At 39.6% G+C, this 12,466-nt stretch carries 12 protein-coding genes; 10 read left to right on the plus strand and 2 right to left on the minus strand.

Going from position 1 to position 12,466, the window contains the following annotated elements; genetic code table 11:
* Positions 1 to 50 precede the first annotated feature (50 nt).
* Together BQ5364_RS04960 and BQ5364_RS04965 are read left to right on the plus strand one after the other, a co-directional pair.
* Positions 51 to 1,016 (plus strand): DnaJ C-terminal domain-containing protein, encoded by a 966-nt coding sequence (locus BQ5364_RS04960; RefSeq protein WP_117788375.1) that lies wholly within the window; start codon positions 51 to 53, stop codon positions 1,014 to 1,016.
* 159 nt (positions 1,017 to 1,175) lie between these two features.
* On the plus strand, positions 1,176 to 1,769 hold the full coding sequence (locus BQ5364_RS04965) for a DUF4230 domain-containing protein (RefSeq protein ID WP_235837124.1): 594 nt from the start codon (positions 1,176 to 1,178) through the stop codon (positions 1,767 to 1,769).
* 181 nt (positions 1,770 to 1,950) lie between these two features.
* Here BQ5364_RS04965 and pepI read toward each other — a convergent pair whose 3' ends face one another.
* Entirely contained in the window at positions 1,951 to 2,841 is an 891-nt protein-coding gene (gene pepI, locus BQ5364_RS04970; protein WP_022250752.1) for a proline iminopeptidase, read from the minus strand.
* Between the two features lie 140 nt (positions 2,842 to 2,981).
* Positions 2,982 to 4,091: an ISAs1 family transposase gene (locus BQ5364_RS04975; RefSeq protein WP_071143769.1), complete on the minus strand. Its 1,110-nt coding sequence runs from the start codon at positions 4,089 to 4,091 to the stop codon at positions 2,982 to 2,984.
* Positions 4,092 to 4,242: 151 nt separating this feature from the next.
* Here BQ5364_RS04975 and BQ5364_RS04980 point away from each other — a divergent pair, with 151 nt between their 5' ends.
* From BQ5364_RS04980 to BQ5364_RS17350, 8 genes are all read left to right on the plus strand, one after another.
* The gene (locus BQ5364_RS04980; RefSeq protein ID WP_004614481.1) at positions 4,243 to 4,632 is read left to right on the plus strand and encodes a hypothetical protein; all 390 of its coding nucleotides are present in this window, start codon (positions 4,243 to 4,245) and stop codon (positions 4,630 to 4,632) included.
* 446 nt (positions 4,633 to 5,078) lie between these two features.
* Positions 5,079 to 8,132 (plus strand): SrtB-anchored collagen-binding adhesin, encoded by a 3,054-nt coding sequence (locus tag BQ5364_RS04985; RefSeq protein WP_071143770.1) that lies wholly within the window; start codon positions 5,079 to 5,081, stop codon positions 8,130 to 8,132.
* Positions 8,133 to 8,144: 12 nt separating this feature from the next.
* Positions 8,145 to 8,423 carry a hypothetical protein gene (locus tag BQ5364_RS17345; protein WP_083382692.1) on the plus strand — a complete coding sequence of 93 codons (279 nt, stop codon included), beginning with the start codon at positions 8,145 to 8,147 and terminating at the stop codon, positions 8,421 to 8,423.
* A complete protein-coding gene (locus BQ5364_RS04990) occupies positions 8,371 to 8,697 on the plus strand; it encodes a YdcP family protein (protein WP_002606075.1) in 327 nt (108 codons plus the stop codon). The genes BQ5364_RS17345 and BQ5364_RS04990 overlap by 53 nt, the downstream gene beginning before the upstream one ends.
* Positions 8,698 to 8,712: 15 nt before the next feature.
* Positions 8,713 to 9,096, plus strand: coding sequence for a YdcP family protein (locus BQ5364_RS04995; RefSeq protein ID WP_071143771.1), 384 nt, complete (start codon positions 8,713 to 8,715; stop codon positions 9,094 to 9,096).
* 93 nt (positions 9,097 to 9,189) lie between these two features.
* Positions 9,190 to 10,068 (plus strand): penicillin-binding transpeptidase domain-containing protein, encoded by an 879-nt coding sequence (locus BQ5364_RS05000; RefSeq protein ID WP_071143772.1) that lies wholly within the window; start codon positions 9,190 to 9,192, stop codon positions 10,066 to 10,068.
* Between the two features lie 481 nt (positions 10,069 to 10,549).
* Positions 10,550 to 11,929, plus strand: a complete 1,380-nt coding sequence (locus BQ5364_RS05010) for an IS4 family transposase (protein ID WP_071143765.1) — start codon at positions 10,550 to 10,552, stop codon at positions 11,927 to 11,929.
* Positions 11,930 to 12,287: 358 nt separating this feature from the next.
* Positions 12,288 to 12,446 (plus strand): hypothetical protein, encoded by a 159-nt coding sequence (locus BQ5364_RS17350; protein WP_231303460.1) that lies wholly within the window; start codon positions 12,288 to 12,290, stop codon positions 12,444 to 12,446.
* Positions 12,447 to 12,466: the final 20 nt, after the last annotated feature.

Here is a 12,466-nt window from a genome sequence, read left to right on the forward strand (position 1 = left end):
AACCCTGGGGAGTAATTCCCGGGGTATTCTTAATATGGGAGGTGATGATTGTGGAAACAAAACGTGATTATTATGAGGTTCTTGGAGTCAACCGAGAGGCAGAAGAAGGGGCTATTAAGAAGGCATATCGAAAGCTGGCAAAAAAATATCATCCGGATACGAATGCAGGAAATGCTCAGGCAGAGCAGAGATTTAAAGAGATTACAGAAGCATATACGGTTTTGAGTGATCCCAAAAAACGAAAACTATATGATCAGTTTGGTCATGCGGCGTTTGATGGAAGTGGTCCGCAGGAAGGCGCATATTACAGAAATGCCGGAAATACCGGAAATGGAGGTTATCGGGAATATCATTTCGAAGGTGGTGACATGGACGATATTTTCGGAGATATTTTTGGTGATATGTTTCATGGAAAGAATAGTGGAGGATTTGGAAAGCGTGGATTTGGCGGTCGAGAATTTTCCGGCAGAGGGTCTGATGTGGAAGCAGATGTCGCTGTAAGTTTTGACGAAGCTGTTTTCGGAGGGGATAAAGTCATTCATTTAAGAGGTCAGGATGGAAATGTACAATCACTTCAGGTTCACATTCCGGCAGGAATTGAGACAGGAAAGACAATCCGCTTGAGAGGAAAAGGCAATCCGGGAATCAACGGTGGAGGGAGTGGAGACTTATTACTTCGTGTCACGGTAGGAGAAAAGCCGGGATATGAAAGAAAAGGAAGGGATATCTACACGACGGTTCAGATACCGTACACGACAGCAGTATTTGGAGGAGAAGCCCGTGTAAAAACAATACATGGAGAGGTTATTTGCAAGATTCGAGAAGGAACGCAGTCAGGAAGTAAGATCCGTCTGCGGGGAAAAGGCGTTGTATCCATGAAAAATCCATCTCAGTACGGTGATCAGTATGTAACAGTACAGATTCAGGTGCCAAAGAATTTAAGCGCAGAGGCAAAACAAAAATTAAGAGAATTTGAAAAATTAGCCAGCCAAAGCAGTAATGGGCATGCAGCATAGGGAATGCATAGAAACGGTAATTTTTATTTTTTTAGAAATTACCGTTTTTGTATGTTTATTTTTAATGGGTATGCTATAATGACTGTACGCAAATTTGTAGACAGTAGAAAGGAAATGCGTATGGAGAATCAAAAAGAGAAAAGTACAAAAAAGAGAAGGATGCTGAAATTTATAGGAAAGCATCTTACAAAAAATGTAGTTATCGTTCTTGCAGTGGTTTTGGTAATCGCACTTGGGGCAATTGGACTGCGCAGTGTAATCACATCGGAGAGCAAGACTACGAAAATAGGATTTGAAAATATTGGGGAATTGGCGACACAATCCGCATATTGCACAGAAGTAAATGTGACCGATGACTGGAGAAAGCTGTTCGGAATCAAAATACCATTTACTCAGAGTAAATATATTTATAGCTACGATTTTGTGATCAAGGCAGGGTATGATTTTAAAGATATCAAGTGGAGTGAAAAAGGTGACAAGATTGAAGTGACACTCCCGGAGGTGAAAGTCTTGAGCAACGAGATTGACTTGGATTCCTTTAAAGTGTACCATGAAGAAGAGAGTATTTTCAGCCCGATTACCTTAGATGAAAGCAACGAAGCATTGGAGAATCTGAAAAAGACAGCGCAGGACGATGCCATTGCAAATGGATTGTTTGAGAATGCGAGAAGTAATGCAGAGACAATTTTGACAGGATTTTTTGGAAATGTCTATGATTTGGATAAATATGAGATTGTCTTTCAGGATAAATAAAAAGGAGGAGCGGTAGGATGAAGAAAAAGTTATTATATGCGTTAGGGCTTGTTGCGGCTGCGATTGTGCTGTTTTACTTTATATTATATCTGACAGCATAAGATTAAGGCATGTATAAAACACCTCGCGGGACTAGTATTGGTAGCGAGGTGTTTTTATAGTTCCTGATTTCGAAATCTGCTTAGTCGTATTTGTTCATCCATTTGATGAGTTCTACACAGTAGTCATCATGTCTGTCTACGAAGCAGGTATGTCTCGCACGTTCCCAAAGAATCCATTTGGAGTTTGGAATTCCGTCTGCCATTGTTTTGGCAACAAGAGGAGAGCAAAGATCTGAGATACCGCTGCAGATCAGCGAAGGGATCTTGATCTCACCAAGTCTGTCAATGTACTCGAAGTCCTTGAGAGTGCCTGTAGGTGCAAACTCGTTTGGTCCCCATCCTTCAACATAAGACTCAGAACCGGATTTTTTAGGTCTTTTACAACACTCAGGAGCATCCTCACCTAGCCAATAGTTGCAGTATCTGTCCATATATTCAGCAACGGCCGCATCATAAGCTTCTCCTGTGAAATCACCCGTTTCGAGTGCATGGTTGATCGCGTCCTGCATATCCTGTGGCATCATCTTGATGCGGCGAAGACCTTCTCGCTCCCAAAGAGAGCTGCTTGGGTGACCGCTGGAAATGATGAAACTTTTAATGCCCTGTGGTTTGTAATCAATTGCATAAGCAATCTGCATCATGCCACCCCAGGATTGTCCGATAATATGACACTCATCTAATCCAAGATGTTTTCTTAAAGCATCAAGTTCGTCTAACCAAACTTTTTGATTCCAAAGTTCTGGATGTCCGTCGAGGTATGAGTTCCCACAGCCGATTTGGTCATACATAACGATCATACGGTCATCGTCGTCAGCGACGTTATCTAATACCTCATAATAATTGTGAGTAGAACCCGGTCCGCCGTGGAGACAGATCAAAGGTGCTTTTCCATTGTTTTTTCTTTCACCGACTATTCTATAATATGTCTGATAGCCAAGGTATGGCATATAGCCTTCTGTAATTTTTGCCATGATGTTCCCCTTTCTGTTTTGTTTATTAAGAAAGTCCATTATAATATATTTTGTGGGAGGATGGCAATTGTATTTCAGTTCTTTTTCAAGCCAAACGCATGAATGTGCTCCTCAACCACACCATATACTAAATTCAAAAATTATAAAGACATAATCTTCTCTAAATGCTTTTCTGGATTTGTTCCAATCACATACCGTTTCTTTTTCATGCTTAACGGACGGCTTCCTACCTCTAAAATTTTTAACATATTCAAAGCCAGTTTTCTTATAATGTTCAGATTATAGGATGCCTGCTTTTCTAATGTGTGATTCCCATCTTCTCGAAAGGTTACATCTAAATGCCAATGATAGCTTTCTATCATCCAATGACCACGCACAGCTCGCTCTGCTTCTTCTATATTGGTCGACAGGCTGCTTATGAAATATCTTTCTTCTACTGTTGTACTGCCATCTGTCCCTGCTATTGTATTACGAGTCATGATAATGCTTTTTAATCCTGCCCATTCTTTCTTCCGGCTTAACCAGCTGATGTCTTCTGTCTGCCAGTATTCCCGTTTCTCAAGGTTCCCCCTGGCCTTTTCTATCCGGTTTTTATAAGCGCATTTCTCACGAAGTTCTTTATCTGCAAAATATTCCCTCACATCTTCCAGAAGACTCCCCTGGTTTGCCTTTAATGCCAGAACATAATCCGCACGCTTTTGGCGGATTTTCTTTACAATAGCCACCTGGGTTCCCATGGCATCTGTTGTTATGATTGTCCCTTTTATATTCAGATGGTCCAACAGTTCTGGGATTGCTTTGATCTCATTTGTTTTTTCTTCTACTCGTTTCTGTCCCAGGCAAAAGCCTCTTTCATCTACAGCACTGACAATATGATTCGGTCTCTGGTTCTTATTTCCGTTCCCTCTCTGGGTTTTTCCGTCAATCGCAAGCAGGCGCTTTACTTTCTCCCCCTCATCGCTGCTTAACATTTCATTCCACTTTTGCTGAAAACTTTCCAGAAATTCAGTGGGCACCATTGCAAAAACTCTTTGGAGTGTATCATGGGAAGGGATTCCATTTGGAAGTTCCAGATAATTTTGCAAAAAATCTTCATGTTCTTTTCCAAACATCTCAATCTCTACCCAATCATCTGCATTTGCAAGCGTAGCAAAAAATACAAGCAGGATAATATCCGCCATCTTATGCAAAACTTTCTTCTCCTGTCTTATGTCCATCACCGTACCTGCATAGTCTAAAATCTCTTTCATAGGAACACCCCATCCTTTTTTCTTTGATTATATCAAAAAATCCGGACAGGGTGTTCATAATTTATTCATTCATGCGTTTGTCGTGAGTTCTTTTTGAGGTCACACAGAGTATCGGCATCATGCAAAGCAGATTTTTGATACGGGACTTGAAATGGATTTATTGCAGGAATATTTTTTGATTCCACTTGATATTTTTCGGAAAACCACGCATAATGAAATTAGTAAATTAGAGGCTTGGCTATACTTTTTAAGTTCTGATAAACCGGAAGATATTTTGAAAGTTGTCGGGAAATATCCGGAGTTTCGAGAGTTATACCAGGATCTCATTGTGTTTCGATATCAACCAAAGGAGCTGATAGATATGTACCGAAAAGCGTTAAGAGAAGCAGATGCCAGTGATATAAAATATATGGTGGAAGAACAACAAAGAGAGATTGAGGAATTGAAGGAAATGAATGAAAGTTTGCAGGAAACGAATGAAAGTTTGCAGGAGCAGATTACAAAATTGCACATTTTGCTTGAAGAAATGAAAGAAAAATAAAATATAGAATATAGAATAGTAGAGGGCAGCTGTTGATTGGGAAGAGTTTTCCAATAGCAGTTGTCTTTTGCTTATTTGTAAAAAGAAACAATTTATCTATAAAAGCCAAAGCATACTGTTATTTGAAAAAAATTAGCACTCACCCCTTGTTATTACAGCGTAGCTTTTGTCTTAGTTCATAGAGTGCCGTAAAGTGCTTATTTACAGGCTTTTTACGGGTTTTATGAATTTATCACATTTCATCAAAAATCGTCAATATACAAAAATTTGGTGTCAAAATTGGTGTCAAATAACCTTGATTTGAGATTTTGATGAGCAACACATCAGTATAAAAAATTGAATACTTTATAGACTATGGAACGCCTAAAATGACGTTCCTTTTCTATTTCCAGCCGTTCTTATTGGACGGCTATTTTATTACTCAAAATGAAAGGAGCATTAGATTTATGAAAAAGACATGGAAACGATTGTGTACGGGCTTCTTAGCTCTTGCGACTGTCGTTACTGCTTTACCGACTACACCCGTCCATGCAGAAAGTAAGCAATACTGGACGGAAAGTGCAGAGCGTGTCGGTATCATTGAAAAAGTAATGAATGACGGTTCTATCGGTTCGACATTCAATGAGGGCTATATGAAAGTCGAGGGCGAAACTGCCTATTGTATCGACATCAATACAGATTTTAAGAATGGCTACAAGACCAGAGCTGACGCAAGCTCACGCATGAGTGCCGACCAGATTTCAGATGTGGCGTTATCCTTAGAGTATGTCAAACAGTATGGCGAAGCTCACAAGGAATTGAACTATAAACAAGTCTATCTGTTGGAACAATGTGTAGTCTGGCAGAGATTGAGCGTACATCTTGGCTGGCAATGCGACAACGTGCGAGCTTCTTATGATGAAATTCCAAAGGCAACGCAGGACGAAGTTTTCGCTGGTGCAAGAGCCTTTGTCAAAGAGAATAAAGGACGCTATGAATGTGGCGGTTATATCTACTCTGGCGAGGGGCAGGAATTGGGACAATTCTGGGCGAAACTCAATGTCGGGAATGCAAAACTGCAAAAGACTTCCAGTAATACCAGCATTACCGAGGGTAACGGGAATTACTCTATCGCTGGTGCAACATACGGTGTCTTTTTTAATAAGGACTGCACAAAACAGCTTGCCACCCTTACGACTGATAAAAACGGAAATACGGACGTTGTAGAGGTAACGGCTGGCACAGTCTATATCAAGGAATTATCCGCACCAGCAGGATATAAAGTAGATAAAATGGTCTATCCATTGACAATCAAAGCTGGCGAAACAGCAACTTTGAACGTATCTGATACACCAAAGGTAACAGACACTTTGATTGAGCTTTTCAAAATAGATATGGAAACACAGAAAGACAATCCGCAGGGGAACGCTTCTCTAGCAGGTGCGGAATTTACATGGAAGTATTATGCAGGCTTCTATAACAAAGACAATCTCCCTGCCGAAGCTACTCGTACATGGGTTACAAAGACAATCGCTGAAACAGACAGTAATGGGACAACCCACTACATCACAAAATTAGCGGACGCATACAAGGTATCTGGCGACAGCTTCTATATGCAGGACGGCAAAGCGGTTCTTCCACTTGGGACACTAACCGTTGAGGAAACAAAAGCTCCAAACGGTTATTTGTTAGACGGTGCATATATGCAGGCTGGCGATAAGTCGGAACAGATTAAGGGCTTATACCTTACACAGATTACAGAGGACGGTGACCTTGCCGTATTATTTGGAAGTAACCAGTTTTCCGTATCAGACAAGGTTATCCGTGGCGGTGTGAAAATTCAGAAACGAGATTTAGAAACGGGCGATACCAAACCACAAGGAAGTGCAACCTTGAAAGATACTGCCTTTGACATCATTTCCTTAAATGACAATTCTGTTTTGGTTGAGGGCAAATTATACAAGAAAAATGAAGTGGTAAAGACAATCCATACAGACATTGAGGGTGTCGCTTCTACTTCCGCTGACCTTTTACCTTATGGAAAATTCCGTATCGTTGAGAGTGAAGCTCCAAACGGATATTTGACAGACGGTGCAAAACCGATTGATTTTACAATCACAGAAAACGGAAAAATCGTGGACTTAACAGACGAAGCCCATTCTATCTACAACCAGATTAAGCGTGGAGATATTGAGGGCGTAAAAATCGGAGCAGGCACACACAAGCGTCTTGCTGATGTTCCCTTTAGGATCACGAGCAAGACGACGGGAGAAAGTCATGTGGTGGTAACTGATGATAACGGGCAGTTCTCCACTTCTTCTGACTGGGTTTCACATAAGCACAATACCAACGCAGGAAAGACCAGCGAGGACGGTGTGTGGTTTGGAACTTCTGAACCAGACGACAGCAAGGGTGCATTACCTTATGATACCTACATCATTGAAGAAATGCGTTGCGACAGTAACAAAGGATTTGAACTTATCCCACCTTTTGAAATCGTGGTATCAAGAAATAATCTTGTGATTGATTTAGGAACGCTGACTGATGAATACGAAAAAGAAATCTCTATCCATACCACAGCGACCAGCAAGGACGGCGAAAAGACAATCCTTGCAGGAAAAGAGATTATGATTGTTGATACCGTCAAATTAGACGGACTTACAAAAGGCACAAAATATCAGCTCAAAGGCTGGCAGATGTTAAAGGAAGAAAACGCCGAGCTTATCATTGACGGAAAGCGTGTAGAAAATGATTATACCTTTATTGCTGATGATGAAGCTATGAAAGTAGAAATTTCCTATACATTCAATGCGTCTGCTTTAGGTGGCAAGAACCTTGTTACCTTTGAAGAATTGTATGATTTAAGCAATCCAGACGAACCCGTAAAAGTTGCGGAACATAAAGATATTGAGGACGACGGACAAACGGTATTGATTACAGAGCGTATCATCAAGATACATACGACCGCTACTGATAAGGACGGCAACAAAGAGATTGAAGCAGGAAAAGATGTTACAATCATTGATACCGTAACCTTAGAAGGCTTAGAAGTCGGTACACAGTACAAACTTGTGGGCTGGCAGATGTTGAAAGAAGAAAATGCGGAGCTTCTTATCAATGGAAAACGTGTGGAAAGTGATTACACCTTTACCGCAGACAGCGAAACTATGAAAGTGAAAGTTGCCTTTACATTTGACGCTACTTCTCTTGACGGAAAACAGCTTGTAACTTTTGAAGAATTGTACGATTTAAGCAATCCAGACGAGCCGAAGAAAGTTACCGAGCATAAAGACATTGACGACGAGGGACAGACGATTATTTTTAAGGAAAAACCAGAAGTCCCAGAAGAACCAGAGAAACCCGAAACACCACAGACACCAGAAAAGCCAAACAAGTCTAGCGACAGTCCCAAAACGGGCGATAACACAAACCTTTACGGACTGCTTGCACTTCTTTTGACTTCTGGTGTTGGACTTGCAGGAACATACATCTACAAACGCCGTAAAATGAAGAAATCATAAGGCGGTAACAGTATGAGAAAAGAAAAATCACGTTCTCCGCCGAAGCTGTCAAACGGCAGACTTTTGCTTATTCTGGCTTGTCTGCCAGCAACCTGCAAGAACACGGATAGTCAAGGGTGCGTAAGCATTGATTTTACCCTTTACTATCTGGGGGATTGCTGGTACTTCCCAAACCGCCAGAATAAGAAATCACAATCAATAAACTTATCAAATATAGAAAGAAACGAGGTAAAACAATATGGAAATGAAATATGTCGTGCCAGATATGGCACAGTCTTTTGGAACTCTTGAATTTGCAGGCGAAAGTGAGCCAGTCTTTGAAAGAGATAAAAATAACCGCAGGGTCTTAGCCAGACGAAGCTATAACCTTTATTCTGACGTACAGAAAGGCGAAAATGTTGTGGTAGAAATTCCCGTGCAGGCTGGCGAAAAGCATTTCAAGTATGAACAGAAAGTAAAACTTGTCAATCCGAAGTTATACGGCAGAGGTTACGCAATCGGGGATATGGGACATACCGATTATGTGTTAGTTGCTGATGATATTGTAGCAGTTGAAGAAAAGTAAAGGAGTGAAGAATTTATGAGATTATCAAACGGGTTTATTATTGACAAAGAGAAAACATTTGGAGAATTAAAATTTACAGCGGTGCGTGATGTATTCTTACAGAATGAGGACGGGACACCGAGTACCCAGCTTAAAAAACGTATTTATGATTTGAAGTGCAGTCTGCATGGTGGAATTATCCCCGTGTCTGTACCGCCAGAAGTGACGTTAAGGGAATTTCCTTACAACGCAGCTGTGGAACTTGTCAATCCAGTAGCCGATACGGTATCAAGAAAAACCTATATGGGTGCAGACGTGGACTGGTATGTAAAGGCAGAGGATATTGTGTTGAAGAATAAAGGCAATCAAAACGCAGGCAATCCACAGAACCATACACCGCAGGGACAGCCGAAAAAATAGTATTCCTAAATAGATTTTCATTGTAGCGGATATGTGGAACTGTTATAATATGGATATGAAGAAAGCGACAAATTGAAATTGTAAGGAGAAAATATGTTAAGATTATTCAAGATTACTTGTATTTCAGCAATATGCTTTATAATGTTATCTGGGTGTTCGGCTAGACAAGAAAAAATGGAGAGGACAGAAACAAATCAATTAGAACAATCAAAAATAGAGAAAAAAGTGAGCGAGAGCAATGACGAAGAAATACTTGATTTAAGTGATGATTTTAGTGGTGTTAATGGCTGTGCAGTTTTATACAGTCCCTCAAAAAATAAGTATTCTTTGTACAATAAAGATATGGCAGAACAAGAAGTTTCCCCATATTCAACTTTTAAAATTATTTCTACGTTAATAGGGTTACACAACAATATTATCAAAGATGAAACTTCCACCTTGAACTATAATGGAACTCAATATCCAAATCCAGAATGGAACGAAAACTTGACTTTGCAAAAAGCATTTCAAACGTCTTGTATATGGTACTTTCATCAGATTATAAATAGTGTGGGGGAAGAAGAAGTCAAAAAAGAACTAAGTGAGTTGGAATATGGTAATTGTGATGTTTCAGCATGGGAAGGAAATATGATAAATCCATACAAAGAATTGAATGGTTTTTGGCTGGGTTCATCTTTGAAAATATCTCCATATGAACAGGTAGAGGTTTTATCAAGAATTTTTGAAAGTAAAAGTTTCTATGATAGTCAGAATGTCGAAATATTAAAGAAAATTATGTTAATTGAAGATGAGCAAGGGGGAAAAGTATATGGAAAAACAGGTTCTGGTACAAATGGAGAAGCATGGTTTATAGGTTTTACCGAAAAGGGACAACAAAGAGAATATTTTGCTGTATATCTTGAAGATAGTTTGCAAAAAGAACGTGTTTCAAGTACTTTTGCTAAAGAAATTGCTCTAAAAATAATAGAGTAAAGACATTTTATATTTAGATGAAAGGGGCGTATAAATGGACACAATAGGTTCATCAACAAAGCTAATGTGGTTTTTTGTTTGCATTTATTCATACCCTATCCTATTATTGATTTTTTCGGTGGCTATATGGTCTTATAATAGGTTTAAACGATTGGCTTTTATATCGTATATTACTGGTACAATTTTGACTGTGTTTATTTTACTGATTGATATTAATAATTTGGTAGCAAAATTTATAAAAGGTAATTTCATGTATAATTCATACTTATGGAATTTGTTTTTTGCAATTTTGAGTGTTATATTTATCATTATTAGCATTGGTTTTCGTCAAAAAAGCAAAAAAATTACTCAAACTTCCCACACCAATAAGGTGTGATTAACCTTGAAAATTCAATATTTCAGCCAATTAAAAAGGCATAAATACGTTCCTTTGGTATAATAGAATTGTCGAAAAACCAAAATAGAAAAGGGGATTTATGCCATGTCCAGTATATCACAGAACAATAGCAATGAGGTAGCATTACTTGATTGTGTCCAGAAGTTTTTTATCAAGCATCACGTTGGCAGGTTGTTGAAGCAATGCAACGGCACCAAAGAGAAAGGCGTTTCCTCTGTTTCTCTGCTTAAGTATAAGATGGGGAACATTTTCACTGGAAGAAGTATGTATATGCAACAGAAAACAGGTTCCTTCAAAGAAGCGTTTTCCAAGAACACCTTCTATCGTTTTCTGAATTCTACGAAAACCAACTGGCTCCGTTTTACATCACTTCTTGCTGCTGACATCGTGAAGAATGATCTAAAGCACCTTACTGATGACTCCCGTAAGAACGTGTTTATCATCGACGACAGTCTGTTCCATCGTACAAGCTGCAAAAAGACAGAACTGGGATCTAAAGTCTTTGATCATACGGGAATGAACTACAAGAAAGGCTTCCGTATGCTGACCGTAAGCTGGAGCGATGGGAATACGCTGATTCCTGTAAACAGCTGTCTCCTGGCTTCATCCAAAGAGTCGAACATCATCGGCCCTGTGAAGGCATTTGATAAGAGAACTCTTGCCGGAAAGCGTCGTAAGCTTGCACAGACAAAAGCTCCGGAGGCAATGCTTACACTCCTTGATACCGCTGTATCTGCGGGGCTTTCTGCAGAATATGTGCTTTTTGATTCCTGGTTTTCCAATCCTGCACAGATAACTGCGCTTAAGTCTAGAGGAATGGATGTCATTGCCATGATCAAGAAAAGCAGCCGCATCAAGTACACTTATGGTGAGGACCAGCTTAATATCAAGGAAATATATTCCAGGAACAAGAAACGTCGTGGCCGTTCCAGGTATCTTCTTTCTGTTGATGTGATGGTAGGGAAAGAGAATCCCATTCCAGCAAAAATCGTTTGCGTAAGAAACAAGGCCAATCGTAAGGATTGGCTTGCTTTCATATGCACAGATACATCGCTCTCCGAAGAAGAAATCATCCGCATCTATGGCAAACGCTGGAAAATCGAGGTCTTTTTCAAGACCTGCAAGTCTATGCTGAATCTGATTGGTGAATGTCATAGCTTATCTTATGATGCACTGACTGCTCACGTAGCAATCGTGTTTACCAGATACATGTTACTTGCAATGGAGCAGAGACAGAATGAAGATCAACGAACCCTAGGGGAACTGTTCTTTTTTCTGGTAGATGAAATGGCAGATATCACTTTCTACCGTTCACTTAGCATCCTGATGGATGCTTTCATGGCAAGCCTTCAGGAACTTCTGAAGCTTAGTGACGAACAGTTGGCTAGATTTACTGCTGATTTTGAGTCCAGACTGCCGGAATATCTGCGTAATGCACTCCATCCACTGGCTACTGTGGCATAAATCGCTATTTTGTTAGCTGAAATATTGAATTTTCAAGGAACAAGTCCCATTTGGGGTATGGGAAGTCTTAGAAAATTAATATATTTTCTTAAACTATCCACCAAAAACATTGATTTTAAGGCATATTTAAGGGTTTTGAACTATTGAAATACTACTAATTTACTACTGCGGATTGAGCTTTGATATATGAGATTGACCCGAATATGCGGACTTATGACAAAACACATTAGTATTGAAACAAGAAAAAATTGAATAACTCATAGACTATGGAACGCCTAAAATGACGTTCCTTTTCTATTTCCAGCCGTTCTTATTGGACGACTATTTTATTACCTAAAATGAAAGGAGTATTAGATTTATGAAAAAGATGTTAAAACGATTGTGTACGGGCTTCTTAGCTCTTGCAACTGTCGTTACTGCTTTACCAACTACACCCGTTCATGCTGAAAGCAAGCAATACTGCTGGTACTTCCTTAATCGCCAGAATAAGAAATTACAATCAATTTATCAAAAATAGAAAGAAACGAGGTAAAACAA

The organism is Coprococcus phoceensis, from assembly GCF_900104635.1.
Taxonomy (GTDB): Bacteria; Bacillota; Clostridia; order Lachnospirales; family Lachnospiraceae; genus Faecalimonas; species Faecalimonas phoceensis.

Excerpts from the sequence above, each read along its gene's own strand:
- BQ5364_RS04965 (WP_235837124.1), top strand. The coding sequence starts at position 1,176 with ATGCTGAAATTTATAGGAAAGCATCTTACAAAAAATGTAGTTATCGTT.
- pepI (WP_022250752.1), bottom strand. The coding sequence starts at position 2,841 with ATGGCAAAAATTACAGAAGGCTATATGCCATACCTTGGCTATCAGACA.
- BQ5364_RS04975 (WP_071143769.1), bottom strand. The coding sequence starts at position 4,091 with ATGAAAGAGATTTTAGACTATGCAGGTACGGTGATGGACATAAGACAG.
- BQ5364_RS04980 (WP_004614481.1), top strand. The coding sequence starts at position 4,243 with ATGGATTTATTGCAGGAATATTTTTTGATTCCACTTGATATTTTTCGG.
- BQ5364_RS04985 (WP_071143770.1), top strand. The coding sequence starts at position 5,079 with ATGAAAAAGACATGGAAACGATTGTGTACGGGCTTCTTAGCTCTTGCG.
- BQ5364_RS17345 (WP_083382692.1), top strand. The coding sequence starts at position 8,145 with ATGAGAAAAGAAAAATCACGTTCTCCGCCGAAGCTGTCAAACGGCAGA.
- BQ5364_RS04990 (WP_002606075.1), top strand. The coding sequence starts at position 8,371 with ATGGAAATGAAATATGTCGTGCCAGATATGGCACAGTCTTTTGGAACT.
- BQ5364_RS04995 (WP_071143771.1), top strand. The coding sequence starts at position 8,713 with ATGAGATTATCAAACGGGTTTATTATTGACAAAGAGAAAACATTTGGA.
- BQ5364_RS05000 (WP_071143772.1), top strand. The coding sequence starts at position 9,190 with ATGTTAAGATTATTCAAGATTACTTGTATTTCAGCAATATGCTTTATA.
- BQ5364_RS05010 (WP_071143765.1), top strand. The coding sequence starts at position 10,550 with ATGTCCAGTATATCACAGAACAATAGCAATGAGGTAGCATTACTTGAT.
- BQ5364_RS17350 (WP_231303460.1), top strand. The coding sequence starts at position 12,288 with ATGAAAAAGATGTTAAAACGATTGTGTACGGGCTTCTTAGCTCTTGCA.